The organism is Neorhizobium sp. P12A (assembly GCF_008365395.1).
GTDB lineage: Bacteria > Pseudomonadota > Alphaproteobacteria > Rhizobiales > Rhizobiaceae > Rhizobium.
Genome location: NZ_QOVX01000002.1, coordinates 452,052 through 477,794, shown reverse-complemented (window position 1 = coordinate 477,794; position 25,743 = coordinate 452,052). Strand labels below are relative to the sequence as shown.

The 25,743-nt window shown below is 59.3% G+C and carries 23 protein-coding genes, 2 tRNA genes and 1 riboswitch; of the genes, 8 read left to right on the top strand and 17 right to left on the bottom strand.

The features are described 5' to 3' along the window. Positions 1-39: 39 nt before the first annotated feature. From DTW90_RS08385 to DTW90_RS08370, 4 genes are all read right to left on the bottom strand, one after another. Complete coding sequence (locus tag DTW90_RS08385) at positions 40-594, bottom strand: acyltransferase (RefSeq protein ID WP_246664912.1); 555 nt, start codon at positions 592-594, stop codon at positions 40-42. A gap of 309 nt (positions 595-903) precedes the next feature. Then, positions 904-2,016, bottom strand: a complete 1,113-nt coding sequence (locus DTW90_RS08380) for a hypothetical protein (RefSeq protein ID WP_149337609.1) — start codon at positions 2,014-2,016, stop codon at positions 904-906. 386 nt (positions 2,017-2,402) lie between these two features. Beyond that, positions 2,403-2,476 (bottom strand) — tRNA-Gly (locus tag DTW90_RS08375). Positions 2,477-2,533: 57 nt separating this feature from the next. Further along, on the bottom strand, positions 2,534-3,628 hold the full coding sequence (locus tag DTW90_RS08370; RefSeq protein ID WP_188079904.1) for a 2'-deoxycytidine 5'-triphosphate deaminase: 1,095 nt from the start codon (positions 3,626-3,628) through the stop codon (positions 2,534-2,536). A 73-nt stretch (positions 3,629-3,701) separates the two neighbouring features. Beyond that, positions 3,702-3,780: riboswitch (SAM riboswitch) on the top strand. Between the two features lie 45 nt (positions 3,781-3,825). Here DTW90_RS08370 and DTW90_RS08365 point away from each other — a divergent pair. Both DTW90_RS08365 and apaG read left to right on the top strand, forming a co-directional pair. Beyond that, on the top strand, positions 3,826-5,010 hold the full coding sequence (locus DTW90_RS08365) for an O-succinylhomoserine sulfhydrylase (RefSeq protein WP_149337606.1): 1,185 nt from the start codon (positions 3,826-3,828) through the stop codon (positions 5,008-5,010). Between the two features lie 236 nt (positions 5,011-5,246). Then, positions 5,247-5,639: a Co2+/Mg2+ efflux protein ApaG gene (apaG, locus tag DTW90_RS08360; RefSeq protein WP_132520949.1), complete on the top strand. Its 393-nt coding sequence runs from the start codon at positions 5,247-5,249 to the stop codon at positions 5,637-5,639. Between the two features lie 5 nt (positions 5,640-5,644). Here the strand turns inward: apaG and DTW90_RS08355 are convergent, their stop codons facing one another. From DTW90_RS08355 to DTW90_RS08345, 3 genes are all read right to left on the bottom strand, one after another. After that, the gene (locus DTW90_RS08355; protein WP_149337604.1) at positions 5,645-6,634 is read right to left on the bottom strand and encodes an Hsp33 family molecular chaperone; all 990 of its coding nucleotides are present in this window, start codon (positions 6,632-6,634) and stop codon (positions 5,645-5,647) included. Positions 6,635-6,736: 102 nt separating this feature from the next. Continuing rightward, positions 6,737-7,654 carry an ornithine carbamoyltransferase gene (gene argF, locus DTW90_RS08350; RefSeq protein WP_132520945.1) on the bottom strand — a complete coding sequence of 306 codons (918 nt, stop codon included), beginning with the start codon at positions 7,652-7,654 and terminating at the stop codon, positions 6,737-6,739. A 72-nt stretch (positions 7,655-7,726) separates the two neighbouring features. Next, positions 7,727-8,926, bottom strand: coding sequence for an aspartate aminotransferase family protein (locus tag DTW90_RS08345; RefSeq protein WP_149337602.1), 1,200 nt, complete (start codon positions 8,924-8,926; stop codon positions 7,727-7,729). Between the two features lie 425 nt (positions 8,927-9,351). Between DTW90_RS08345 and DTW90_RS08340 the strand changes: the two genes are divergently transcribed. Next, positions 9,352-9,876, top strand: coding sequence for a GcrA family cell cycle regulator (locus DTW90_RS08340; protein ID WP_132520941.1), 525 nt, complete (start codon positions 9,352-9,354; stop codon positions 9,874-9,876). Between the two features lie 70 nt (positions 9,877-9,946). On the opposite strand, the gene phoB is transcribed toward DTW90_RS08340, so the two are convergent. The 7 genes from phoB to phoR all read right to left on the bottom strand — a co-directional run bounded on the left by phoB (position 9,947) and on the right by phoR (position 17,553). Next, positions 9,947-10,630, bottom strand: coding sequence for a phosphate regulon transcriptional regulator PhoB (phoB, locus tag DTW90_RS08335; protein WP_132520939.1), 684 nt, complete (start codon positions 10,628-10,630; stop codon positions 9,947-9,949). A gap of 30 nt (positions 10,631-10,660) precedes the next feature. Beyond that, positions 10,661-11,374, bottom strand: a complete 714-nt coding sequence (gene phoU, locus DTW90_RS08330) for a phosphate signaling complex protein PhoU (RefSeq protein ID WP_132520937.1) — start codon at positions 11,372-11,374, stop codon at positions 10,661-10,663. 45 nt (positions 11,375-11,419) lie between these two features. Further along, complete coding sequence (pstB, locus tag DTW90_RS08325) at positions 11,420-12,235, bottom strand: phosphate ABC transporter ATP-binding protein PstB (RefSeq protein WP_132520935.1); 816 nt, start codon at positions 12,233-12,235, stop codon at positions 11,420-11,422. Positions 12,236-12,248: 13 nt separating this feature from the next. Beyond that, positions 12,249-13,583 carry a phosphate ABC transporter permease PstA gene (gene pstA, locus DTW90_RS08320; RefSeq protein ID WP_149337600.1) on the bottom strand — a complete coding sequence of 445 codons (1,335 nt, stop codon included), beginning with the start codon at positions 13,581-13,583 and terminating at the stop codon, positions 12,249-12,251. Next, positions 13,580-15,061 (bottom strand): phosphate ABC transporter permease subunit PstC, encoded by a 1,482-nt coding sequence (pstC, locus tag DTW90_RS08315; protein WP_132520931.1) that lies wholly within the window; start codon positions 15,059-15,061, stop codon positions 13,580-13,582. The genes pstA and pstC overlap by 4 nt, the downstream gene beginning before the upstream one ends. A gap of 57 nt (positions 15,062-15,118) precedes the next feature. Next, entirely contained in the window at positions 15,119-16,153 is a 1,035-nt protein-coding gene (locus DTW90_RS08310; RefSeq protein WP_132520929.1) for a substrate-binding domain-containing protein, read from the bottom strand. Positions 16,154-16,332: 179 nt separating this feature from the next. After that, positions 16,333-17,553: a phosphate regulon sensor histidine kinase PhoR gene (gene phoR, locus DTW90_RS08305; RefSeq protein ID WP_149338390.1), complete on the bottom strand. Its 1,221-nt coding sequence runs from the start codon at positions 17,551-17,553 to the stop codon at positions 16,333-16,335. Between the two features lie 283 nt (positions 17,554-17,836). Here phoR and ppk2 point away from each other — a divergent pair, with 283 nt between their 5' ends. Then, on the top strand, positions 17,837-18,733 hold the full coding sequence (ppk2, locus tag DTW90_RS08300; protein ID WP_132520927.1) for a polyphosphate kinase 2: 897 nt from the start codon (positions 17,837-17,839) through the stop codon (positions 18,731-18,733). 15 nt (positions 18,734-18,748) lie between these two features. Here ppk2 and DTW90_RS08295 read toward each other — a convergent pair whose 3' ends face one another. Continuing rightward, the gene (locus DTW90_RS08295; protein ID WP_149337599.1) at positions 18,749-19,987 is read right to left on the bottom strand and encodes a hypothetical protein; all 1,239 of its coding nucleotides are present in this window, start codon (positions 19,985-19,987) and stop codon (positions 18,749-18,751) included. 321 nt (positions 19,988-20,308) lie between these two features. On the opposite strand from DTW90_RS08295, the gene DTW90_RS08290 reads away from it, so the two are divergent. Together DTW90_RS08290 and DTW90_RS08285 are read left to right on the top strand one after the other, a co-directional pair. Then, positions 20,309-21,283, top strand: coding sequence for a nitronate monooxygenase family protein (locus DTW90_RS08290; protein WP_149337598.1), 975 nt, complete (start codon positions 20,309-20,311; stop codon positions 21,281-21,283). 115 nt (positions 21,284-21,398) lie between these two features. Further along, a tRNA-Thr gene (locus DTW90_RS08285) sits at positions 21,399-21,474 on the top strand. A 65-nt stretch (positions 21,475-21,539) separates the two neighbouring features. Here the strand turns inward: DTW90_RS08285 and DTW90_RS08280 are convergent. Further along, the gene (locus DTW90_RS08280) at positions 21,540-22,346 is read right to left on the bottom strand and encodes a hypothetical protein (RefSeq protein WP_149337597.1); all 807 of its coding nucleotides are present in this window, start codon (positions 22,344-22,346) and stop codon (positions 21,540-21,542) included. Positions 22,347-22,771: 425 nt separating this feature from the next. Next, positions 22,772-23,179 (bottom strand): hypothetical protein, encoded by a 408-nt coding sequence (locus DTW90_RS37045; RefSeq protein ID WP_188079903.1) that lies wholly within the window; start codon positions 23,177-23,179, stop codon positions 22,772-22,774. Positions 23,180-23,211: 32 nt separating this feature from the next. On the opposite strand from DTW90_RS37045, the gene DTW90_RS08270 reads away from it, so the two are divergent. Continuing rightward, complete coding sequence (locus DTW90_RS08270; protein WP_246664911.1) at positions 23,212-25,245, top strand: acyltransferase family protein; 2,034 nt, start codon at positions 23,212-23,214, stop codon at positions 25,243-25,245. Positions 25,246-25,384: 139 nt separating this feature from the next. Continuing rightward, positions 25,385-25,609 (top strand): hypothetical protein, encoded by a 225-nt coding sequence (locus DTW90_RS08265; RefSeq protein ID WP_149337595.1) that lies wholly within the window; start codon positions 25,385-25,387, stop codon positions 25,607-25,609. The last annotated feature ends 134 nt before the right edge of the window (positions 25,610-25,743 follow it).

The window sequence follows — 25,743 nt, the reverse complement described above, 5'->3', positions numbered from 1 at the left end:
TTGGGGAATTATGATTCCGTCGGGCTTCGACGGTGACGGTTATTCCGCGGCGTTCCTGCTGGCCGTGTCGCCGCGCCACTTCAAGAATCTGGCGGGTGAGCCCACGTAGACGCCGTAGGGCTTCGTATCTCCCTTGACGACGGCATTGGCCCCGATGACACAGCCTTTGCCGATATGCGAGCCGCCGAGTATCTTTGCGCCGCCGCCGATCCAGACATCGTCTTCGATGACGATCGGCTTCTTGGTCACACCCTGCATCCGGATCGGCTGGGTGACGTCATCGAAATTGTGATCGAAGGAAACAACCATCACATGTCCGGCAATCCGCACATCATTGCCGATCTTGATCCCGCCGCGTCCTAGCAGGATGACATAGTCGTTCAGCGAGACATTGTTTCCGATTTCGATGCTGTCCTTCTGGGCATCGACAACCACGCCGCGGCGAAATTTGACCCGTTGTCCAAGCTTAACGCTGCCGTCTTTCCACATAATCGTCGTGCCGCGCGGTATTCTCGTCTTCCTTGCTATATCAAGGACGCCGCGCGTAAAAATCGCCTTCAACCTGAAGAAGTTCGTTAAACTTATCTTTCTCAACTGAAGCGATCTCCTTTTCCGCTGAGCTTGACATAGCTCTCTGGCGGGAACCTGAAAGGCAGATACTGGCTGATCTGCAGTCCTCAAATTCATATAGTGTGCTTGTGCTGAAATTTGGAGCGGGTGAAGGTGATCAACAGGTTTAAGATCTTCTGCAATGACAGAGGACTATCCTATCGAGGAGCACTCGACGAGTCGATGCGCCGTGCGGGGAAATGATCGTTGTCGCTAGAGTCAATTAGGTTGATAGCAACCCCAATGTTTTGCGCTTAGGGATGCGGGTCATGACCGCACCAGGCGGCACCGAAGCTACCAGTGCGGGACCCATTTTTGCGGAGGAACGGGCTGTTGGCGAAGTTTCGTGTTCGGGATGCTGGTTTGAACTTCAACCCCCGAGGCTGACAACATGGCGGCGCTGACCGAAAAGTCGTCCGGTCCGACGGGATTGGGCGTCGAAGCAGGCGGCGCAACAGCATTGGCGGCCGCGCTGTCGCAGGCGGGAAGCGACTGCTCCCTCGGACAGGTTCCAGCCATAACAACCTCGAGAGGCTCAGCATCATCAGTCGTCAAACCAAGTTTGATGGCATCCTGATCGTCGATTGCATGTATCATCGCTGGGCTTGCAGACATCGCCAGATCAACGATGCCTTTGTTTACCCCCATGCTCTCAAAATACGCGATCATCTTCTTGCGAAAGGCCTTCGGCAACTTGGTCGAGCGGCGTTCATCCACGAACTTGCTACTCACCGGGCGCTTGGAGACGATCTGCTTGTGTCCATTAACTATCCGATATCGCATGAGATATCTGGTCATTGTCTCATCGCAGACAAAGGTAATTTGATGGACGCCAACGACCGCATAACGGTCAAAAGCTCGTCTTGCCCCGCCTGCGAGAACGTATGGACATGCCGAGAAGCAGATTGCACCACTTGAGTAAACCGATCCGGTCCCGGAACCGTCAAAGCTTTTTCGCGCCTCGCCACATAGGGGTTCAGATGTCGGGCACCCGTCCAGTCGCGTGCCGCCGACGACAACTGTGAGGCCGTGGGTCCGAATTGATTTTCCCATTTCGATTGCCGCATTGACGTTGCCGCCGGGCGATCTGATGACAATGGGTAACTTTTGATTTCCGAGGTTCTTCAGCATTCGTTGGAGAGCGCCGGGAGTATCCTGATCAATCGTGCCTTCAGCGGCAATCCACGCGGCACAACTGCCATTCGGTCGGCAATACGCCGTGTCCCCATGAATGAGGACGAACTGCATCGGCGCGTCTAGCGGATTCGAAAAAGCGAAATTGCTCGGCATCCAGACCGCCACAAAGACAGCCAACGCCGCCAAAGCCTTAAAAATAGAAACTGAAGTAATAGCGCGCCGCACGGTAATTCCCTCAACTATAACAAGAATATCCAGATCCGCCGCCACGCGTCAATCGGGTGTGGCATTCAGCCACAATGTGGGCTGCGGTTAGAAGATGCCATGGTTTTTCTACTTTATTACGCAAGGCAAAATAAAAGATGGCGTGGCAGGGAGCGACGATGGTTTGTCTTTCCTGCCTTGATCTTTTATCAGCGTTCTATATGCAATCGAGGACCTATCAATATCGAGACAACACTCTCGCTTTAGTTGTCCAAAAGCGCTCACCAAAGTAGGCCAGCGAAATGAGCTTGGAAGCGACGGCTTTCTACTATCTCAAAAGCTTGGGCGGGCTCATGGTGACGGGAGTTATCGTGCGAGGCAGGCATCTACCTGATTTTTATGAATCTATTGCACTTCGTTGGACAATATCAAAAAATGCGGCCGAGGGCAGCTGGAGCGGGTGAAGGGAATCGAACCCTCGTATTCAGCTTGGGAAGCTGCTGCTCTACCATTGAGCTACACCCGCACTGCCAGACAGAATTTCAACAGTTCCCCGCTGCTGTCAAGGCTCGCTGACGTGAGATCACAGGCGGAAATGCTTCGACAGCTTCAGTCCCTGCGCCTGATAGTTCGAGCCGAGGCCTGATCCGTAGAGGCTGCTCGGGTGTTCCAGCATGTGTTCGTAGACCAGGCGGCCGACGATCTGGCCGTCTTCGAGGATGAAGGGGACTTCGTGGCTGCGCACTTCCAGCACTGCGCGGCTGCCGCGGCCGCCGGCGGGGGCGTGGCCGAAGCCGGGATCGAAGAAGCCGGCATAATGCACGCGGAATTCGCCGACGAGCGGATCGAAGGGGGTCATCTCGGCAGCAAAATGCGGCGGCACGTGCACGGCCTCGCGGGAGACGAGGATATAGAATTCATCCGGATCCAGGATCAGTTCCGTGCGGCCGCGGCTGTAAAGCGGCTCCCAGAAATCGAAGATGTCGTGCTGGTTCTTCTTGTCGACGTCGACGACGGCGGTGTGATGCTTGCCGCGATAGCCGATCAGGCCGTCCTTGTCGCCTGTCAGGTCGATCGAGAGCGCGATGCCGCCGCCCGTCACGTTGGGTAATTTGCTGGCGACCAGCGTTTCCCTCTCGTGCAGCGCCAGCAATTCCGGTTCCCCCAGCATGGCATGGCCGATGCGGAAGCGGATCTGCGACAGGCGCGAGCCACGGCGAACGACGATCGGGAAGGTGCGCGGGCTGATTTCGAGATAGAGCGGGCCGGAATAGCCTGCCGGTATCTTGTCGAACTCCTGCGCATAATCCGTGATGACGCGCGTGAAAATATCGAGGCGGCCCGTCGAGCTCTTCGGATTGGCTGAGGCCGACATATTCTCGGGAAGATCGAGATGCTCCATCAGCGGCACGATATAGACGCAGCCGGTTTCGAGCACGGCGCCTTCAGTCAGATCGATGACATGAAGGCTCAGGCGGTCGAGCTTGTCCGAGACGAGATGCGAAGGGCCCGGCATGAAACTGGCGCGCACCCGAAAAGCCTTGGAGCCGAGGCGCAGGTCCAGGCTTGCCGGCTGAATCTGGTCGAGATCGAGATCCTTTTCCGTCCTCAGCCGCCCCTCTTCGAAGAGCGCTGCAATGGCGCGGTCCGCCAAGATTCCTGTATCGCGAGCCATCATGCCTCATCCATAATTTGCCGCAGACAAAACCAAACTCAGGGAATTGACGCAAGCGGTCAACGGCAGTATTGCAATCTTATCCCGTGGTGATTTGGCCGGTCGGCTTGCAGCCACGTTAAACAAATGGCTAAAAAGACCGGGTTGAAACCGGTCTGCTTTTGCGACCGGTTTTTTTGTATCACGAAGGTGGTGATGGCATGAGCAAGACTTGGCGCCCCGCAACTCAACTCGTTCACGGCGGCACGCTCCGCTCGCAATATGGCGAGACATCGGAAGCGATTTATCTCACGCAGGGCTTTGTCTACGACACATCGGAAGCGGCCGAGGCGCGCTTCAAGGGCGAGACCGACGGCTTCATCTACGCGCGCTACGGCAGCCCGACCAATGACATGTTCGAGAAGCGCATGTGCGCGCTCGAGGGCGCTGAAGAGGCGCGCTCGACGGCTTCGGGCATGGCTGCGGTCACCGCCGCCATCCTCTGCCAAGTCAAGGCCGGCGACCATATCGTTGCCGCACGCGCCCTTTTCGGCTCCTGCCGCTGGGTAGTCGAGACGCTGGCGCCGAAATACGGCATCGAATGCACGCTGGTCGACGGCCGGAACCTCGAGAACTGGGAAAAAGCGATCCGCCCGAACACCAAGGTCTTCTTCCTGGAAAGCCCGACCAATCCGACGCTTGAGGTGGTCGATATCGCCGGCGTTGCCAAGCTCGCCAACCAGATCGGCGCCAAGGTCGTCGTCGACAACGTCTTTGCGACGCCGATCTTCCAGAAGCCGCTGGAACTCGGCGCGCATATCGTCGTCTATTCCGCCACCAAGCACATCGACGGACAGGGCCGCAGCCTCGGCGGCGTCATTCTCTCCGACAAGCAGTGGGTCGACGAGAACCTGCAGGACTATTATCGCCACACGGGTCCGGCCATGTCGCCGTTTACCGCCTGGACGCTGCTGAAGGGCATCGAGACCCTGCCGCTGCGCGTCAAGCAGCAGACGCAGAATGCTGCCAAGATCGCCGATTTCCTCGCCGAGCAGGGCAAGGTCGCCAAGGTGATCTATCCGGGCCGCAAGGACCATCCGCAGGCCGATATCATCGCAAAGCAGATGACCGGCGGTTCAACGCTGGTCTGCTTCGAGCTGAAGGGTGGCAAGGATGCGGCGTTTGCGCTGCAGAACGCGCTTGAGATCGTGAAAATCTCCAACAACCTCGGCGACAGCAAGAGCCTGATCACGCATCCGGCGACGACGACCCACAAGAACCTCACCGACGAGGCCCGCGCGGAACTCGGCATTTCGCCGGGCACCGTTCGCCTGTCGGCGGGCATCGAGGATACGGACGACCTGATCGAGGATTTCGCACAGGCGCTCGCCAAGGTTTCGGCCTGATCAGCCAACGACTGTCCGGGTGAAAGCCCGGGCAGTCCCACACTGCCCCATCATCAAAATTTCACAGTTTGAGGGACTGTAGAGAGGCGAGATTGCGGCGTTAACCCTGCGTATTAGCCTTAATATTCGAAATGCCGCATAAAAACCGCCGTTAAGGGTCTATTCACCATTCCATTCCTTGACGGGCAAGGTGGCGTATAGGATATCGGTAACATATCTTGATTAAGGTGTTAGGCATGTATCGCGCCCTCACACGGGATATCGAAGTGGTTGTCGAGCCGTTTTATCTGGAGGAGCAGTCCGATCCGGATGATGATCGCTATGTCTGGAGCTACCGCATCGTCATCTCGAACAACTCGACCGTTGCCGTTCGTCTCGTGTCCCGCTATTGGCACATTACGGACCAGAACGGTCAGGTCGACGAAGTCACCGGACCCGGCGTGGTCGGCGAACAGCCGCGGCTGGGGCCAGGCGATACTTATGAATATTCCTCCGGCTGCCCGCTCGACACACCATCCGGCATGATGTTTGGCCATTACCAGATGGAAGCCGACAACGGGGAGGTCTTCGATGTCGACATCCCGGCCTTCTCGCTGGATTCACCCGGCCTGATGCGCACCTTGAACTGAGGCCATTACGCCTCGGTTACTTCGTCGACCCTGAACTTGTAGGTGGTCGAGCAGAACTCGCAAGTGACGGAAATTTCGCCATCCTCCTGGCTCGCCTCGATCTCTTCGGCAGAGAAGCCGGTAAGGACGCCTTTCAGCTTGTCGCGCGAACAGCTGCAACGATCGTAGACCGCCTGCGATTCATAAACGCGCACGCCGCGCTCATGAAACAGCCGATAAAGCAGCCGCTCGGTTCCGACCTGGGGATCGGTGAGTTCGTCGGCATCGATCGTCTCGACCATCGTGCGGGCTTCCGACCAGGAATCATCCTCGACATGATCGCTGAGGCCATTATCTCCGTCGCCACCGTGGAGATCGCGCTGGCGCATGCGCTCCGGCGCATCGGGCAGGAATTGCGCTATGAGGCCGCCTGCCCGCCAGCGATGGCGCGGCTTTCCCGCCTCATCGCGGTCGAAGAGCTCGGCGGCGCCGAGACGAACGCGCGTCGGGATTTGCTCCGACTGGCGGAAGTAGACACCGGCAATATCCTCCAGCGAGGTGCCATCGAGCTCGACGATGCCCTGATAGGGCTGCGAATAGCGTCCCTGATCGATCGTAAAGGCGAGCACGCCCTTGCCGAGCAACTGCTCCGGTTCTGTCTCGCCGGCCTTGATCGCCTTTTCCAGAGCCTCTTCGTCAAAACGGGCATAGGCGCGCACATTCTCCGGCGTGGAAAAATCCGCAACCAGAAGATCGACCGGGCCGTCGCCCTTGGTCTGCACGGTGAATTTGCCCTCGAACTTCAACGAGGTGCCGATCAGGACAGTCAGAACGATCGCCTCCGCCAGAAGGCGGGCAACCGGTGCCGGATAGCTGTGCCGTTCCAGGATGGCGTCGAGCATCGGCCCGAGCTGGACCGCGCGGCCACGAACGTCGAGGCCTTCCACCTGAAAGGGAACGACATGATCGTCGCCTGCGAAATCGAACTGGCCCAGCGATGCTGCATTTTCCGTCATAGCTCTATTCCTTGTCTGTCAAACGAGATGCGATCCGACCTATCCTTCGGCCTCGCATAACATTTGCCGGTTCGCAGCTTATGACGCAGCGTCCGGATATTTTCAGATCGCGCCCAGGCACCAGGCAAGAATCGATTTTTGTGCGTGCAGACGGTTTTCCGCCTCATCGAACACAACGGATTGCGGGCCGTCGATCACCTCGTTCGTCACCTCCTCGCCGCGATGCGCGGGAAGGCAGTGCATGAACAAAGCTTCCTTGCGGGCCTTCGACATCAAGGCCGCATTCACCTGATAGGGTTGGAAGACATTGTGACCCCGAGCCCGATGTTCCTGATTCATGGAGACCCAGGTATCGGTTACCACGCAATCGGCGCCTTCGACCGCACGGTCGGCATCATGATAAAGCATGATTTCGGCGCCCTCATCGCGGGCCCAGTTCAGATAGTTATCCTTCGGCTCGGAACCAAGGGGTACCGCCATATTCATGCGATAGCCGAAACGGGCAGCGCCCTCGACCAGCGAATGCAGCACATTGTTGCCATCGCCGGTCCAGGCGATCGTCTTGCCCTTGATCGGGCCGCGGTGCTCCTCGAAGGTCATGATGTCGGCCATGATCTGGCAGGGATGCGTGTCATCCGTCAGCGCGTTGATGACTGGCACGGTCGCATGTTCGGCAAGCTCCAGCATGCGCGAATGCTCGGTCGTGCGGATCATGATGGCGTCGACATAACGCGAGAGCACCTTGGCCGTATCGCCGATGGTCTCGGCGCGGCCGAGCTGCATTTCCGTGCCCGACAGGAACAGCGTCTCGCCGCCGAGCTGGCGCATGCCGACATCGAAGGAGACGCGAGTTCGTGTGGAGGGCTTCTCGAAGATCATCGCCAGCATCTTGCCGGCCAGCGGCTTGTCGGCGGAGCCCGCCTTCAGAGCCTGCTTTCGCACCATCGCATCATCGATGATGGTGCGCAGATCGGAAGCTTCTACGGCGGAGAGATCGAGGAAATGCTTGGGTGATGCCATGGTCCTGCCCTGTACCCTAAAACTGATAACGCCTGCTGCGGGGCCAACGCCCCTTCAGCAGGCGCGGGAAAATCAAGCCGATTTCTTGGCGCGTTCGGCGCGCAGCTTCTCGGCGGCGTGCTCGATGCGGTTCAGCCCTTCGCGTGCTTCCTCGGCCGTGACGGTCAACGGCGGCAGCATGCGGATGACGTTGTCGCCCGCCGGCACGCCGAGAAGATGCTCGGCGCGGATCGCAGCCAGCAGCTCGGCCGAGGGGATCGCGGCCTTGATGCCGAGCAACAGGCCATCGCCGCGCACATCCTCGATGATATCAGGATAGCGGTCCTTCAGCGATGCCAGCCCCTGGCGGAAGACGAGCGATACGTCGCGCACATGCTGCAGGAAGCCGTCACCAAGGATAACGTCGAGCACCGCATTGCCGACAGCCATGGCCAGCGGATTGCCGCCATAGGTCGTTCCATGGGTGCCGGCGACCATGCCGGAGGCGGCTTCCGCCGTCGCAAGGCAGGCACCGAGCGGAAAGCCCCCGCCGATGCCCTTGGCCACGGCGATGATGTCGGGGGTGATACCGCTCCATTCATAGGCAAAGAGCTTGCCAGTCCGGCCGACGCCGGTCTGCACCTCGTCGAGGATCAGCAGCAGGCCATGTTCGTCGCAGAGCTGTCGCAGCGCGCGCATGAACTCGGGCGAGGCCGGACGCACACCGCCTTCGCCCTGCACAGGCTCTATCAATATGCCGGCGGTCGCATCGGTGATCGCGGCGCGCACGGCCTCGATATCACCAAAGGGCACCTGATCGAAACCCGGCGCTTTGGGACCGAAGCCTTCGAGATATTTTGCCTGGCCGCCTGCGGCGATCGTACCGAGCGTACGGCCATGGAAGGCGCCTTCGAAGGTGATGATATGGAATTTCTCCGGATGGCCCTTCGAGAACTGATAGCGCCGCGCCGTCTTGATCGCGCATTCCAGCGCCTCGGCGCCGGAATTGGTGAAGAACACCTTGTCGGCAAAGGTGGCATCGGTCAGGCGCTTGGCCAGCACTTCCTGACCCGGCACTTCGTAGATATTCGACAGATGCCAGACCTTGTCCGCCTGCGCCTTCAGCGCGCCGACGACATGCGGATGACTATGACCGACCGAGGTAACGGCAACGCCTGCGCCGAAATCGAGATATCGCTCGCCGGTTTCCGTGATGAGCCAGACGCCTTCGCCTCGCTCAAACCGCAGTGGAGCACGCATATAGGTGTCGTACAGCGGGGTGGCGGTTGCCATGACGCAATTCTCCTCGGTCAAACCATGCTCGGACACGGATTTTCGCACTAAGAACCGGTCCGGAAAAATCAAAAATGCCGCCTCGCGGCGGCGTTGGCACTATTTACTTTTCGCACCGCGATGTCAACAAAACTGAGGATTTAGCAGGTGCGGCAGAGCGACCGTTTCGCGGTGGTATATTTGCAACTTCTTATGTTGCAAAAATGACTCTGCGGAACAGCAAGTTGGGGAAAACGCCGAAATCGATTCGAGATGATTCGAGCGACTCTTGTCACGGAGTCAGCCTCACACTAGGTTAAAACTCAATTACTAGACTGCATGCGGCGGAACTAGTCACCACAATTTAAGAGCGTTTTCAGCTCCAATATACTTGGGGCGATGGTGAGGGATTCTGCCATGAGAAACGCGACAGGCGGAGACAGGTCATGAATTGGACAGACGAGCGCGTTGAGAAGCTGAAGAAACTATGGTCCGAGGGCTTGAGCGCCAGCCAGATTGCCGCTCAGCTCGGCGGAGTGAGCCGAAACGCTGTCATCGGCAAGGTGCATCGCCTGAGCCTGCCGGGCCGCGCAAAAGCGGGCGGCACGGCCACAACGGCACGCGCTCCGAAGCGCAATGCCACTGTTCCGCGCGCGCCCACCTACGCCTCCCGCGTCGCAACCAGGACGGTTACCCGTCAGCAGGGCGCGACCATGCTCAAGGAAGAGATCGAAGTCGACGAGATGGAGGAAATGGAGTTCCGTCCGGCCTCCAACGTCGTCGTTCCGATCTCGCGTCGTCTCGGCCTGACGGAGCTTACCGAACGCACATGCAAGTGGCCGGTCGGCGACCCGCTGAAGGACGATTTCTATTTCTGTGGCTGCGAGTCCCCGGACTCTTCGCCCTACTGCACCTACCATCAGCGCCTCGCCTATCAGCCGGTAAATGACCGCCGGCGCGCGGCCCGCTAAACTCATATCGCCACAAAGAGAAAACGGGCCGCAAGGCCCGTTTTTCGTTTGGCTTTGAGCTGGAGACGGCTCACGCTTCCATGGAGTAGCCGGCACCGCGGACGGTCCGGATGACATCCTGCATGTTGGAGAAGTTCAGCGCCTTGCGCAGGCGACCGACATGAACGTCGACGGTACGCTCGTCGACATAGATATCGTGGCCCCAGACACCGTCCAGAAGCTGCGACCGCGAGAAGACCCTGCCCGGAGAGGACATCAGGAATTCGAGCAGGCGGAACTCCGTCGGTCCCAGGCGAACTTCGCGGCTCTTGCGATGGACGCGGTGCGTCTCGCGGTCGAGCTCGATGTCGCCACAGCGCAGGACCGTCGAGAGCACTTCCGGCCGGGCGCGACGCAGCATCGCCTTGACGCGGGCCATCAGTTCCGGGGTCGAGAACGGCTTGACGACATAGTCGTCCGCGCCGGTCGACAGTCCGCGCACGCGCTCGCTTTCCTCGCCCCTCGCCGTCAGCATGATGATCGGCAGGCGCTCGGTCTCCGGCCGCATGCGCAGCCGGCGGCAGAGCTCGATGCCGGACACGCCGGGGAGCATCCAATCCAGGATCAGAAGATCGGGGGTACGCTCCTGGAGGCGCATTTCAGCCTCGTCACCTCTCAGGATCGTGTCCACTTCGAAGCCTTCAGCCTCGAGATTATAGCGAAGAAGCACGCTCAGTGCTTCTTCGTCTTCTACGACAGCAACTCTAGGAACCATTCGTTTGTGGTCTCCTTCAACGGCGTGGGGTTATTCCGTCACGGCACCGACGGTATTGGCGGTATCATCCTTCGGGCGTTCGCCTTCGACCTGCGCACCGGTTGCCATGTAGTAGATCGTTTCGGCAATGTTGGTGGCGTGGTCGCCGATGCGCTCGATGTTCTTGGCGCAGAAGAGAAGATGCGTGCAGGTGGTGATGTTGCGCGGATCTTCCATCATGTAGGTGAGCATCTCGCGGAAGAGCGAGGTGTACATGGCATCGATTTCCTCGTCGCGTTCGCGGATCGAGACGGCCTTGTCAGGCGAGCGGGTCGTGTAGACGTCAAGCACTTCCTTCAGCTGGACGAGCGCCAGTTCGGAGAGATGCTCGATGCCGCGGGCGAGACGGCGCGGAACGCCCGTGCCCTGCACGGCGAGCACGCGCTTTGCGGTGTTCTTGCCGAGGTCGCCAACACGCTCCAGGTCGGCGGCGATACGGATCGAGCCCATGATTTCGCGCAGGTCGGCAGCCATTGGCTGGCGGCGGGCGATCGTGACGATCGCCTTGTCGTTGATCTCGCGTTCAGCGTGATCAAGGACGACGTCGTCGGAAATGACCTTCTGGGCCAGGGCAGCGTCGCCGTTGACCAGGGCGCGAACGCTGTCGCCGACCATCTGCTCCGACAGGCCGCCCATCTCCGAGATGCGGCGCGACAGGAACTTCAGATCTTCGTCGTAGGCTGAGAGAATGTGTGTCGAAACCATGTTTCTGTCCTCATATTGAAAGGGCGAGCGCACTCAGGGGCATCATCAACCGAAACGGCCCATGATGTAGTCCTGCGTGCGCTGATCGTCGGGATTGGTAAACATCTTGTCTGTGTCGTTCTCCTCGACCAATTGGCCGAGATGGAACATTGCGGTGCGTTGCGAAACGCGGGCTGCCTGTTGCATGGAGTGCGTCACGATGACGATCGTGAAATTCTCCCGTAGTTCATGAATGAGTTCCTCCACCTTGGCCGTCGCAATCGGGTCGAGCGCCGAGCACGGCTCGTCCATCAGAATGACCTCGGGACTGACGGCAACCGCGCGGGCGATGCAGAGGCGCTGCTGCTGGCCGCCGGAAAGGCTCGTGCCCGCCTCCAGGAGCCGATCCTTTACCTCACCCCACAGCCCCGCCCTCTGCAGGCTGGTCTCCACGATGTGGTCGAGATCGGCCTTCGACTTGTGAAGGCCGTGAATGCGCGGCCCATAGGCGACGTTTTCGTAGATCGACTTCGGGAACGGATTGGGCCGCTGGAACACCATGCCGACTCGGGCGCGCAGCTCGACGACATCAATCACCGTATCGTAGATGTCCTGATCGTCAAGCGTGATGCGGCCGGTCACCCGGCAATTCTCGATCGTATCGTTCATGCGGTTGAGGCTGCGCAGGAAGGTGGATTTTCCGCAGCCGGAGGGGCCGATCAGCGCCGTCACGGTGTTTTCGCGGATATTGAGGTTCACATCGAAAAGCGCGCGCTTTTCGCCGTAGAAGACAGAAACGTCCTGGCCGATCATCTTGTAGGGGGGAGTGATCATTTTCTGGCTCAGGGGCTTTCCGGCTGCGGTCTTGACCATGGTGTTCATCTTGTCCGCTCTCCTACCACCGGCGCTCGAAACGACGGCGCAACAGGATGGCTCCGATGTTCATCGCGACGAGAAAGATGAGGAGGACGATGATCGCTCCCGACGTCCGTTCGACAAAGGCGCGCTCGGCCTCGTTGGACCACATGTAGATCTGGACCGGCAGCGAAGTCGACGGATCGAGCGGTGACGTGGGGTAGCTGGTGACGAAGGCAACCATGCCGATGAGGAGCAGCGGTGCCGTCTCGCCCAGCGCATGCGCCAGGCCAAGGATCGTGCCTGTCAGGATGCCCGGCATGGCGAGCGGCAGCACATGATGAAACACCACCTGCATGCGCGAGGCGCCAAGGCCGAGCGCGGCGCTGCGGATCGACGGCGGCACGGCTCTGAGCGCTGCACGCGTGGCAATGATGATCATCGGCAAGGTCATCAGGCTGAGGACGAGCCCTCCGACCAGGGAGGCGGAGCGCGGAAGACCGGCAAAATTGATGAAGACAGAGAGGCCGAGCAGGCCGTAGACGATCGACGGCACGGCGGCGAGATTGTTGATGTTCACCTCGATCAGATCCGTGAACCGGTTCCTCGGCGCGAACTCTTCCAGATAGATCGACGTCGCCACGCCAATCGGCAATGCCAGAACCAGTACTGTCGCCATCAGGTAGAGCGAACCGACGAGTGCAACGCCGAGGCCGGCCGATTCAGGGCGGCTCGAATTGCCAGAGACAAACAGGCCGGTGTTGAAACTTTCGTGCAGCGCGCCATCGGCGGCAAGCTGCTTCATCCAGGCGATCTGCTGGTCGGAAACCTTGCGGTTGCTCTCCGGCACGGTCAGGTCGATCTCGCGCTTGTAGGCGGAATCGATGTTCGCACTGGCCAGAAATGTAACTTTCACCGTCTTGCCGATGATCGAGGGATCAGCGGTGATCCGATTGCGCAGTTCGACGCGTGCGCTATCCGAAACCATGTCCGTCGCCTTGCGGACGGCCAGGCGGTTCGACGGATCGATCGAGAGCGCCTTGACCAGGGCATCGCGCACCAGAAGCGGATAGTTGGCGGCGTTCAGCACATTCGGGTCGCTGGCGCGTGCGTTGCGCGGATCGATCGTCTTCTCGCTGAATTCGATCGGCAATGTGATCGTCGTCTGAACGAAGGCGGTATAGCCATGCCGCACGATCGAGGAGACGAGAATGATGAGGAAGACCAGCCCAAACGTAATGGCAGCGATGCCATAGGCGCGGAAACGGCGCTCGGCGGCATAGCGGCGACGCAGGCCTATGTCTCGATGCCTGATCGGCCGGGAGAGTGCCCTTGCCCCGTTCGCTGGAGCCGTCGGAGATACGACTTTGCTCATTCGTATTGCTCCCGGTATCTGCGCACGATGTAGAGAGCGTAAACGTTCAGGCACAGGGTCAGGCAAAAGAGGGTGATGCCGAGCGCGAATGCGACAAGGGTCTGCGGCGAGGTGAATTCGAGATCGCCGGTGAGCTGATTCACGATCTTGACCGTGACAGTCGTCATCGGCTCGAACGGGTTGATCTGCATGCGAGCCGCGACACCGGCAGCCAGCACGACGATCATGGTCTCGCCGATCGCGCGCGAGGCGGTCATCAGCAGGGCGCCGACGATGCCCGGCAGCGCGGCGGGCAGGATGATGCGCTTGACGGTCTCGGAACGGGTCGCGCCGAGGCCGAGCGAGCCGTCGCGCAGGGACCGCGGCACCGCCATGATGATGTCGTCTGACAGCGACGACACATAGGGGATCAGCATTACGCCCATGACGAAGCCGGCGGTCAGTACGCTCTGCGCCTCGATGAAATTCGTATAGTCTCCGGTCAGGAAGCCGTTGATGTCGCTGGAGAGGTCCCGCAGGAAGGGGCCGACCGTGACGAGCGCGAAAAAGCCGTAGACGATGGTCGGGATGCCGGCCAACACTTCCAGCATCGGCTTGGCAACCGACCTGACGCGGACCGAGGCATATTCGGCCATGTAGATTGCGGCGAAGAGGCCAATCGGAACCGCCACCACCATCGCGATCAGGCCGATGTAAAGCGTTCCGGCAAGCAGCGGAATGAGGCCGAAGGATCCGACGGAATGGGAGCCGACATCGGCGAAACGGGGGTCCCACAAGGTTCCGAAGAAGAACTGCGATGCCGGGACGAGATTGAAGAAGCGGATCGTCTCCGACAGCATGGAGGCGACAATGCCGACCGTCGTCAGGATTGCGATGGAGGATGCGAGGATCAGGGCGCCCAGGATAACCTGTTCGACACGATTTCGGGCGCGGAAACGCGTATTGACCGACTGCAATCCGTAGGCCGCGCCGCCCAAGGCAATCACAAGCGCAACCACGGCCATGACGACGCGGCTCACAAACCGCAAGTCGTTATATTTCGCCGCGGCGTCGATCATGTAGCCTGTCGGGCGCGCCGCGAGCGGCACGCCTTTCTGCGCCAGGGCCAATTGCAGATCGGTCGTGCCGGCGTTGACACCTGCCAGCTGGCGGTCGTCGAGGATCCTGATGCCATGGGCGATCGTCCGCACCATGCCGTAGCTGAGATTGAGCTCTGCCTCCGGCAGGGCCTGCACCTCTTCCGGAAAGGACCTCAGCACCATGGAATCGATGATCTCCGGGCTGATCGACAGCCATGCGCATATCAGGGCGAGCGCCGGCAGCGTGGCCCAGATTGCCGCATAGGCGCCGTGATAGCCGAAACGCGAATGCAATGCCGACGGCCGGCCGCCAGCCAGCGATGCCGCCCGCGTCCGTCCGAGGACGAAAGCAGCAGCGCCGATGATCAGCAGCAACAGCAGCAGCAGTGACAGGTTCATTCAAAATCCCCGGCAGCGCCGGCGCGGAATTGGAAATCCACGCCGACGCACAATCGTTTACATGATCTTTCCATCCTGGAAGTCCTTGCGGATCTGGTCGCGCTCGGCATCGGGCGCAGGCACCAGCCCGTATTCGGCGAGCGGGCTGTCAGGCCCGATCATCTGGTCGGAAATGAAGAAATCGACATATTCCCTCAGGCCCGGAATGACGCCGAGATGCGCTTTCTTGACGTAGAAGAACAGCGGCCGCGACACCGGATAGGTACCATTGGCAATGGTTTCGCCCGACGGCACGATGCCGCTGACCGTTGCGACCTTCAGCCTGTCGGCGTTGTTCTGGTAGAAATACAGCCCGAAGACGCCGATACCGTGCTTGTTGGCATCGATGCGAGCCAGGGTCTCCGGATAATCGCCGTCAATATCGACAGCCGCGCCGTCCTTGCGGACCGCAATGCACTTGGCAGTCTGCTGATCGGGATCTGAAACCGACTGCTTGATGACATCGAGTGCACCGGAATCCTTGCAGCCCGCAGCAAGTACCTTCTCTTCGAAGACCTCGCGCGTTCCATGCTTTTCGCCCGGAATGTAAGCCGCAATCTCCATATCCGGCAGGGCCGGATTGATCTCGGACCATTTCTTATAGGGATTTGGAACCAGCTTGCCGTTCACGACCACTTCGGCGGCAAGCGCCTTGTAGAGATCGGTGGGAACGAACTTGATGTCGGGATTGCTCTTGTCGAAGGCAAAGACGATGCCGTCATATCCGATCCTGACTTCCTGAATGTCGGCGACGCCAGCAGCCTTGCAGGCCTGCACTTCGCTATCCTTGATCGGGCGGGAGGAATCCGCGATGTCGACGGTATCGGGACCGACACCCTTGCAGAATTCCTTCAGCCCGGCGCCAGAGCCGCCGGATTCGACAACCGGCGTCTTGAAGTTGGGGAAACTCTCGCCAAAGGATTCAGCGACAATCTTGGCATAGGGAAAAACGGTGGACGAACCGGAAACTTGAATTTGATCGCGCGCAACAGCCGTTCCAGACAGGATGGCGGATGCAAGCAACGCTGCAATAGATAACTTTAAGGCATTCATTGAGAATCCCCCGGAGGGCTTGTGTGGCGGCGGCGAACGATAGGATTCGCCTTTCAGCGTCCATCTATTAGCGGTCCAAGCACCGCCCTTTTATGTCAAGCGAATGAAACAATTATGACAAAGCAAGTAATTGAAATATATTAATTAAAATAAAAAATAGCGCCGTATTTCACAGAGTGTCAGAAGCGTACGGTAAAGACCGTCCCCTTGCCGACCTCGGATTTGACGACGAGGCGGGCGCGATGGCGGGTGAGGATGTGCTTGACGATCGCAAGCCCCAGGCCCGTTCCCTTTTTCGAACGACTGTCCTCGACGCTGACGCGATAGAAACGTTCGGTGAGGCGCGGAACATGTTCCGCCGGGATGCCCGGCCCCTTGTCTGCGACCGACACTTCGACGGCGCCACTCTGCTCCTGGCGCAGGGAAACATCGACGATCTTGCCTTCCTGGCCATATTTGCAGGCATTTTCGATCAGGTTCTCGAATACCTGGACAAGCTCGTCGCGGTCTCCCAACACCTCCACCTTTCCATCCGGTATCTGGAGGGCAATTGTGACGTCGAGATCGGTGGCGAGCGGCAACAGCGAGTCCCTGACATGACCGAGCAGCGGCACGAGATCCACCTTCTGGTCAGGCGCGATATGCGACTTCAATTCAAGGCGCGACAGCGACAGGAGATCGTCGACGAGGCGGCTCATGCGCGTCGTCTGGTCGAACATGATCCCGAGAAAGCGCTCCTGCGCCTTCGCATCGTTGCGGGCCGGTCCTTGGATGGTCTCGATGAAGCCGCGCAATGAGGCGAGCGGCGTTCGCAATTCATGGCTGGCATTGGCGACGAAGTCGGACCGCATGCGATCGATATGGCGCAGCTCGGAGATATCGCGGAAGGACAGCGCAAAGAAGGCGCCGGAGCCGGTATTCGTCCCCGGCAGCCGGATCGGCGCGCTTCGGACAATATAGACGCGTTCGGACGGCAGCCGTTCTGAATGCTCGATCTGGTTCGGCGTATTGGTGACGATGGTTTCGCGAACCATGTCGAGAACACCAGGCGACCGCAGCTTTGCAGAAATATGGGCACCAAGCGAGATGGGGCCGAGCGCCTTTTCGGCAGCCGGATTCTGATGGAGGACCGAGGCATCCCGCCCGAGGACCAGAACGGGGACATCAAGAGCATCGAAGCCAGCCACCACAGGACGCAGCAGGCTTTGAAGATCGATGTGTTCCGGCTCGGCCTGCGCCGGCGCCGGCACCCGCACGACCAGCGGTCGTCGCGCCAATGCAACGAAGATGGTCGCGATCCATATCCAGAGGACCACGCCAACGTCGATCTTTTCGACGAGCGCGAAGATGGCAATCAGCGTCGCAAGGAACAGGATGGCAAACTCCTGCCTCAATCGCATCGCCAGCTTTTTCAGGAATGACGACTCGTCTTCCAAGGGCACCTCGCCGCGTTCCAATCTTGAATCCAAGATTCCGTCTGATAGCGCGGATTCATGACAGAAGTTTTCTTGACTATCCACAGGCGCCAATAATCCGGCTAAGGAATTCCGCGCAAGGGCCATCCGATCCGAAAAAGCCTTGAAAGAAAATATTAATCAGGCTTTTCTTTCACTTAGGTTTTTTTTGCCGCACCCTTGGAACGGCGAAAACCAAGAACAGGACAAAATCGTGCGGGAGGGGGACATGGGATTGGACAGAGAAAGCCGGGCTGTAGAGCTGCATATTCACGGCAAGACCCGAATTTTCGACGTTGATGACCCGGTGCTACCCGATTGGGTGGAGGAAAATGCGGTTTCCTGCGGCGATTACCCCTACAAGAAAAGGCTGAAAGAGGCGGAATATCTGGAGCAACTCGAGGCGCTGCAGGCCGAACTCGTGAAGGTGCAATTCTGGCTGCAGGCGACAGGCAAGCGGATTCTCGCGCTTTTCGAGGGGCGCGATGCGGCCGGCAAGGGCGGCTCGATTGCGGCGACTGCCTCGCATATGAACCCCCGCCTCGCCCGGATCGTCGCTCTTTCCAAGCCGAGCGACCGGGAAGCCGGACAATGGTATTTCCAGCGCTATGTCGCGCAGTTTCCGACGGCGGGCGAATTCGTGCTCTTCGATCGCTCCTGGTACAACCGCGCCGGTGTCGAGCCAGTCATGGGTTTCTGCACGCCGGAGCAATATGAAATCTTTCTGAAGCAGGCACCGCAGATCGAGAGGATCATCGAGCACGAAGGCATCTACCTCTTCAAATTCTATCTCGACATCGGTCGGGAGATGCAAATCAAGCGCTTTCACGATCGTCGCCACGACCCCCGTGCCGTCTGGAAGCTATCCTCGATGGACATCGCCGCCCTCTCGAAATGGGACGATTACGGCAAGAAGCGTGATCGCATGCTGGAAGAGACCCACACAAAATATGCACCGTGGATCGTGGTCAGGGCGAACGACAAGCGCCGCGCCCGGCTCAACCTCATCCGCCATCTTTTGAGCGGCCTGCACTATGAGGGCAAGGATGAAGCCGCCATCGGCGAAATCGACGACAAGATCATCATGCTCGGGCCGGATTTTCTGAAGGAAGTCTGCAAGGATTGAGCGGACGAAACCGACTTACTCGCCCGGGAGCACCCTGATCGCATAGACATTGACGCCGCTGCCCTTGCCATCGACATTGCTGTTGATGATCAGCTTGCCTGCCGAAGCGCTGGCCGAGGCCTGACTAAGACGGACCTGAAACAGCGCATCCGACTTCAACCGCGTGACATCGAAACGATGGCGGCCGCAGCCGCCGAGCGACTGGAAGTCGCATTCGACCGTTATCTGGCTCGGCGTGTCCGAGGTCGCCTGCAAGGTCAGCGCGATCGTCGAGGCCTTGCCGGCCATCTGCTGCACGACATTTGCCGGCACCTCGATGACGGCATCGCCGTCCGCGCCGCTCGCACTGGAGGTTATACGGACCGCAGGGCCTTCGTTTTCGGAGACGTTTTCCGCCTTGGACTGACCTCCGGCGGCAACTTTCTGGGCGTCGGTCGGTTTGAAAATCTCGATCCATTCGTTCGAGAACGTATCCTGCGGGTCGATCGTCGCCAGGCCCGAGTTACCGGTGCCCGGGCTCGAATCGGAATCGTCGTTGCCGTCATAATCCTCCGCCTCGACATGCGCCGGAGGATTGCGGACACTGGTGTCGCGCTGCGCCGCCGTCATCAGCACGCCCGAGGTTTTCACCCACCAGGCGCCCATGCCGAGCGCTGCCACCACGATGCAGAAGACCAGGAGGCGCGAAAAGAACTTGCGCGGCTTGCGCCGCACCACCGCCCGCTCCGGCTTGAAATTCATCGAGCGTGCGGCTGCCGGCATCGCATCCGGCTCCCCTTCGGGCGCTTCGACACCGAGGTGATCGCCAGGCCCGGCGCGAACATCGTCGAGATCTGCGTCCGATGTCTCATGCTCGGCGAAAGCCGGCTCCCGTCGTGTCTCGCCCTGCACGGCCGGACCAGCCTCAACGACCGGTTCGCTGCGCGACGGCGGCTGAACCTCCCGGGGCTGAGGCTGGGGCTGGGGCTGGGGCTGCGGTGGGGCCGCGGGACGGGTGGGCGGTCGAAGCGCGCCAGCATCCGGCGGCACCACGCTCGCCTGGAGACGCATGCGCTCTTCGCCCTCGATCGACCTTATCGTCGCTTCCAGACGCTGGCGCTGGCCCGAAATGATATCGGTGTCGGTAATATCCTGCTTTCTGAGCCCTGCCTCGAGCGCCTGGCGCGCCGACTGATAGATGCGGGCGCGGATTTCCGGATTGGCGCGATCGGATCGCTGTAGCGCGTTTCTGATAGCCGTTTCTAATCCGCTCACGTCCGATCCTCTACTCTAACTCTTACCGCAGGCCTAATCTTTACCAATGCCTAACCAAATTCGGTAACGTCTGGTCCGACGATGCGCAAGCCTTGCCGGAAATCTGCCGTCACTCCGACGGGGATAAATGCGCATGACGGCACAATATGGAAAATAGTCGTGGAGGGAACGGCAGCAATGCTCTCAATGGGCGATGTTGCTGAATAGCCTCGAATGATCGGATGCAGGTCGGGCGGTAGCCGGCTTCCTGCGCCGTCTTTCCCGTCCGTCTTATATCTGTTAGTGCTCTAACGTTTCCGTAAACGTCAAACATGGTGATAAATGGCCCTTCCCCCGATCCTGAAAACCCATCTCAGGCTGCCGGTCGTGGCCTCGCCACTCTTCATCATATCCCATCCAGAACTGACGCTCGCCCAATGCAGGGCCGGCGTGATCGGCGCCTTCCCTGCCCTCAACGCCCGGCCGGAAAGCCAGCTCGACGAATGGCTGGCCGAGATCACCGAGGAACTGGCTGCCCACAATGCGGCCAACCCTGATCGCCCGGCAGCGCCTTTTGCCGTCAACCAGATCGTCCACACATCCAACAAGCGGCTCGAGCATGACCTTGGTCTCTGCGTCAAATACAAGGTGCCGATCGTCATCTCGTCGCTGGGGGCGGTTCCGGAGGTGAATGCAGCCGTCCATTCCTATGGCGGCATCGTGCTGCACGACGTCATCAACAATCGCCACGCCAACTCAGCAATCCGCAAGGGGGCCGATGGGCTGATCGCGGTGGCGGCCGGTGCCGGCGGCCATGCCGGAACGCTCTCCCCTTTCGCGCTGGTGCAGGAAATCCGCGAATGGTTCGACGGGCCGCTGCTGCTTGCCGGCGCGATTGCGAGCGGCGGCGCGATCCTTGCCGCCCAGGCGATGGGCGCCGACATGGCCTATATCGGCTCGCCCTTCATCGCGACTGAGGAGGCGCGTGCCGCCGATGCCTACAAGCAGGCGATCGTCGAAGCGAATGCCGGCGAGATCGTCTATTCCAACTATTTCACCGGCGTGCACGGAAACTACCTGAAAACCTCGATCCGCGCCGCCGGCCTCGACCCCGAGGCCCTGCCGCAGGCCGATCCTTCGAAGATGGATTTTGAGCAGGCAACAGGCAGCGCCAAAGCCTGGAAGGATATCTGGGGCGCCGGCCAGGGCATCGGCAGGGTCAAGGCCGTAGAGCCGGTCAGCACCCTCGTCGACCGCCTGGAACGCGAATACCGGCAGGCTCGTTTTCGGCTATCGCTCCAGGGACAGGACAGTTGATCATCCACAGCGGCACGCTTTTTTGCCGATCCCTCAAGAGAGCGCTTGAAATCTCCCCGCATTGACTGTATCAGCGCCATGCAAATCGCCGGGCCGATCAAATCAGCCCCGAAATGCCGCTTTAGCTCAGGTGGTAGAGCACATCATTCGTAATGATGGGGTCGCAGGTTCGAGTCCTGCAAGCGGCACCAGCTTTTCAAACCAGATAATTGAACCCTCGCTTCAGCTCACTCTCGTGTCCCAGCGAGAAGCTCAGTTAATCATCAGATCCACTGAAAACGTTTCCTGGTTCGTCGTTATAGGAAAAAGTCTTGGTTATGATGCCTGATGTCAGCGCTTCGGCGTTTCGAACGTAGTAGAGGCCTTGCGGGGTCGCTAATCCCATCATAGCGAACACGGCCTGGTGGTTGACGCCCATTTCGTCAAGATAAGAGGACAGATACTCATTAAGGGCCGGAGACGGATCAGTGGAAATTTCGTCGAGGTTTCGATGGCCTGGATTCGCCAGACTCGTAACTAGGAGTCCGTTGGTTATTTGGTGAACGCCGATGGACGAGTTCACTGCTGCTGCGCGAACCGCCCCTCCTGCCAATGCAAAGGGACAGGCCGAAAAGCAATACGCGCCGCCTGAATGAACTTCACCGGTCGAGGGCCCGGCTTTCGCAATCTTCTCGGGACAACGAGGCTGCACCATCGGGCAGCCCTCCAACTGCGTTCTTCCGACGGCCGTTTCCAAGCCTGCAGCGCGTATTATGCGCCCTATCGAAAGAGCTGCGTCTACATCTCCACCCATCGACTGGAACACAACCGGCGGCTTCCGTCCTTTGAGGCGTTTCAGGAGCTTGTTGAGACTCTTGGGCGATTCCGCGGTTATTTTGCCTTCTGCGGATATCCATTGAATGCATGCCGGCAGGCAACTGTGGTTGTGGACGAGCACGAAATCCATCGGGCGCGCTTCTAGCGATTGCTGGGCTGCTGCGGCCGCTGTGTTTCCAATCGCGATCAGAAGGATAGCGGAAATAACAACGCAAACGACTGCAAGAGAATTAAGGCGAATCGACATTGAATGCCCCCATAAGTAGCAGGCAATTTCTATCGTCTGACAGTGTTACACACAAGCAGCCAGCAATCATGAGCAGTTAGCAGTCAAGGAAGAACCCAAGCCTCGATTTATCACTCGTTTACAATGTACTATGCTATTATTGACTCTCCGCGAAGTCGTGAAAATAGTCGGCAAGCCCATAAGGATAAAATACTTTGCAAATGAATATTTTTGTCCGTCGTGCCGCCATTATTGCGGTCAGATTCTCAATTGGAGCGATGTTTCTACTCACAGGTTGCGCGAGCACTTCGTACACGGCCACCGCAAAATCCGGTCAAAAGACGTTTCTGGGTCTTGCAATAGCTATGAACGAGGGCTGCCAGTCTGGAGGCGCTTCTTATCCTGAAACCCCCGTGTACCCACAACACGGTCAGCTCAGCTTTGAGCTAAATGAAAGCCGCTTCAAGAACGGCATTGACGGGCAGTTCCGAGCTTGCGCGGGTCGAAAGGTTAATGGTGCCGGAGTTTATTACCGCTCCGACCCTGGCTTTGCGGGATCTGACCGACTGGTCGTCAGAACATCCGACCGTGCAAACCACGAAATAAAGATCAAGGTCGTCAAATAATTTCGGCTCGGAGACGATGGTGCCCTTCAAGGACACAACCGCCCTGGCGGAGAGCGGGCTGCCACCAAAAACGGCCCTGGCACTTATGCCCGATAGAGGCTCTGGGTCGCTGTCCTCTCGCGCCTCCGCTCCAGGACTCGGCGACATCGCCGTTGCCGGCATAAGTGGGCGGTGACCAAAATCGATTTGGTCGAAGCCGGGCGAAATTTCACCAAGATGTTCAGGCACGCCGAAATTTCTTCCTTTCAAAGGGTTTCAAGTTGAATATCGAATACCCCCGCCGATCGATTTCCGGCGCATCACGGCCAGGCATGCCCTACCGGGCTAACATCGACGGTCTAAGAGCAATCGCCATTCTGCCCGTCGTCTTCTACCATGCCGGAATTTCAGGCTTTGGCGGCGGGTTCGTCGGTGTCGACGTCTTCTTCGTGATCTCCGGTTTCCTGATGGCGGGCCTGATCGGGGGAGAACTCGAACGCAACGAATTCAGCCTGATACGCTTTTACGAGCGTCGCATCCGGCGGATTTTCCCAGCGCTGTTTGCTGTCATGATTGCATGTGCGGTCGCTGCCTGGCTGCTGCTGATGCCGGTCGAGATGGAGTATTTCGCGCGCAGCCTGAAGGCGGCGGCAATGTTCGGTTCGAACTTCCAGTTCGAAAAGGAAACCGGATATTTCGACATCGCGGCGCAGACGAAGCCTCTGCTACATACCTGGTCACTCGCCGTCGAAGAGCAGTTCTATATCCTCTTCCCGCTGCTTCTTATCGCAATCCATCGGTTCGCGCCCCGGCGGCTGACCGCTGTTTTAGTGATCTTGTTCGTGGCCTCGCTGGTGGCCAGCGCCTGGATGGTCGAGCGCTCCCAGAGTGCCGCCTTCTATCTGCTTCCGTTCCGGGCGTGGGAATTGCTGCTGGGATCGCTGGTCGCTGTCAATCCGCTGCCGCAGAGGATTGCCGACCTGCCGAAAGAGGCTCTGGTGGCCCTTGGCCTGGCGCTGATCGCCGTTGCGGTATTCGGGTTCGACGACCGCATGGCTTTTCCCGGTATCGCGGCGCTGTTGCCCTGCCTTGGAGCGGCGCTCGTTATCCAGTTCGGCAATGGCAGCCGGGTGACTGCGAAGCTGCTGCGCTCTCCGCCGCTGGTGTCAGTGGGCCTGATCTCCTATTCCCTCTATCTCTGGCATTGGCCGCTGATCGTCTTCACAAGAATGCTGGACGGTCATTCGCTCGATATAGCAAAGACCATCCTCGTCGTCCTTGGCTCGATTGCGATTGCGACCCTATCCTGGGCCTTCATCGAGCGCCCGTTCCGGGGAAGCCGAAGCCATATTGGACGGAAGTCCGTCTTTGGCGGCGCGATCGTGGTTGCCGTCGGAGCAGTCATTCTCGGCAATACCGTCGTCCATATGAAGGGTATTCCCGGTCGCCTGCCTGACAACGTTCAAAAGATATACTCGGCGACGTACGATGCAGGGCCATATGGCGTCTCGCCCTGCTTTATCGATGACAATGGAGGTCCATCGATTTCCGATATTCGTGCAGGCAAGCTTTGCAATGTCGGCGCCCAGTCATCGCAAGACCCGGCTTTCGTCGTCTGGGGCGACTCGCATTCCGGCGCAATGGCCCCGGCGATCGGCGTTGCCGCTCGCGATGCCGGCGTTTCCGGACTGTTTGCCGGGCATGCGTCGTGTCCGCCGCTTCCGGGCGTCCCGCTTTCAGCGCGTGGTGATACCGAGCGATGCGGGGCGTTCAACGATGCGGTCAAGGATCTGGTCCTGTCCCGGCACATTCCGCTCGTTTTCCTGGCGGCCTACTGGCCGAAATACATCCACGACGCCGAACTGCCAAACGAGGGTGTCTATTTCGACCCCTCCGTTCCGCCGCCGCTGACAGACAAGTCGGCCCCGATCAAGGCGGCCTTGTCGCGCCTGCTGAATGACCTGAAGCAGGCCGGAACCCGCGTCATTCTCGTTCACGATGTTCCGGAGATGGGCCACTACATTCCGGAAGCCGCGGCCAAGGCGGCCATGGAAGGAACGTCACCCGATCTCGCACCGCCCTGGGACTATGTAAGCAAGAGGCAGGCGCTTTCCCGCGAAGTCCTGACTCAACTCGCGCAAACCTATAATGCGGAGATCGTCGATCCGCTGCCTGCCTTCTGCGCCAACCAGCATTGCGATGCGCTGCGCAACGGTGTGCCACTCTACAAGGACGCGGATCACATTACCGCTACCACGTCGGCGAGCATCGCCTATCTGTTCCGTCAGGCATTCCAACCTCTGCAGCGGCGGTGACTGAGTGGGCCGGATTGAGGTCACGGAAGATCGTTCGAAAGAATGTTTCGACGCAGCCTCAGCCCGCCTTGCATTTGCCCTTTCAACATAGTTCAGTGCCGCCATATGCGGCATCCCAAGAACTGGGGAGGTGTTGAGCTTGGATCTGGTAGAGCGACTGGCCGATTGCGTTGAGCATATGGAAGAGCTTTCGAGGCGCATCGTCAGGATCAAGGCTGGCGACGTGCATCATCAGGTGCGCTTTGGCGATGGGCCGTGGGAGGACAGCACCCAACTCGTGCTGGATCACTACGAGCAGCTCCTCGGGACCTTCAAAACGCTGGGAGAAGATATTCGCCGCCGCATCGACGCCGGGGAAATCTGACAGCGGTCTATCCGCTTTCGCGCCATTTGTGAGTATTCGGCTCCTGAAAAATGGAGACGGATTCGACGTAAGCTTTTGCAATAATTGTATTTTTCCGACAGAAAAAACCTTCCTGCCTCGTATGCGTTTTTTCT

Coding starts and splice junctions, on each gene's coding strand:
- DTW90_RS08365 (WP_149337606.1), top strand. CDS start 3,826: ATGAGCAAGACTTGGCGCCCCGCAACTCAACTCGTTCACGGCGGCACG.
- DTW90_RS08310 (WP_132520929.1), bottom strand. CDS start 16,153: ATGAATGCCTTAAAGTTATCTATTGCAGCGTTGCTTGCATCCGCCATC.
- pstC (WP_132520931.1), bottom strand. CDS start 15,061: ATGAACCTGTCACTGCTGCTGCTGTTGCTGCTGATCATCGGCGCTGCT.
- pstA (WP_149337600.1), bottom strand. CDS start 13,583: ATGAGCAAAGTCGTATCTCCGACGGCTCCAGCGAACGGGGCAAGGGCA.
- DTW90_RS08290 (WP_149337598.1), top strand. CDS start 20,309: ATGGCCCTTCCCCCGATCCTGAAAACCCATCTCAGGCTGCCGGTCGTG.
- DTW90_RS08355 (WP_149337604.1), bottom strand. CDS start 6,634: ATGACGGAAAATGCAGCATCGCTGGGCCAGTTCGATTTCGCAGGCGAC.
- apaG (WP_132520949.1), top strand. CDS start 5,247: ATGTATCGCGCCCTCACACGGGATATCGAAGTGGTTGTCGAGCCGTTT.
- DTW90_RS08340 (WP_132520941.1), top strand. CDS start 9,352: ATGAATTGGACAGACGAGCGCGTTGAGAAGCTGAAGAAACTATGGTCC.
- pstB (WP_132520935.1), bottom strand. CDS start 12,235: ATGAACACCATGGTCAAGACCGCAGCCGGAAAGCCCCTGAGCCAGAAA.
- DTW90_RS08370 (WP_188079904.1), bottom strand. CDS start 3,628: ATGATGGCTCGCGATACAGGAATCTTGGCGGACCGCGCCATTGCAGCG.
- DTW90_RS08345 (WP_149337602.1), bottom strand. CDS start 8,926: ATGGCAACCGCCACCCCGCTGTACGACACCTATATGCGTGCTCCACTG.
- ppk2 (WP_132520927.1), top strand. CDS start 17,837: ATGGGATTGGACAGAGAAAGCCGGGCTGTAGAGCTGCATATTCACGGC.
- argF (WP_132520945.1), bottom strand. CDS start 7,654: ATGGCATCACCCAAGCATTTCCTCGATCTCTCCGCCGTAGAAGCTTCC.
- DTW90_RS08280 (WP_149337597.1), bottom strand. CDS start 22,346: ATGTCGATTCGCCTTAATTCTCTTGCAGTCGTTTGCGTTGTTATTTCC.
- phoR (WP_149338390.1), bottom strand. CDS start 17,553: ATGCGATTGAGGCAGGAGTTTGCCATCCTGTTCCTTGCGACGCTGATT.
- phoU (WP_132520937.1), bottom strand. CDS start 11,374: ATGGTTTCGACACACATTCTCTCAGCCTACGACGAAGATCTGAAGTTC.
- phoB (WP_132520939.1), bottom strand. CDS start 10,630: ATGGTTCCTAGAGTTGCTGTCGTAGAAGACGAAGAAGCACTGAGCGTG.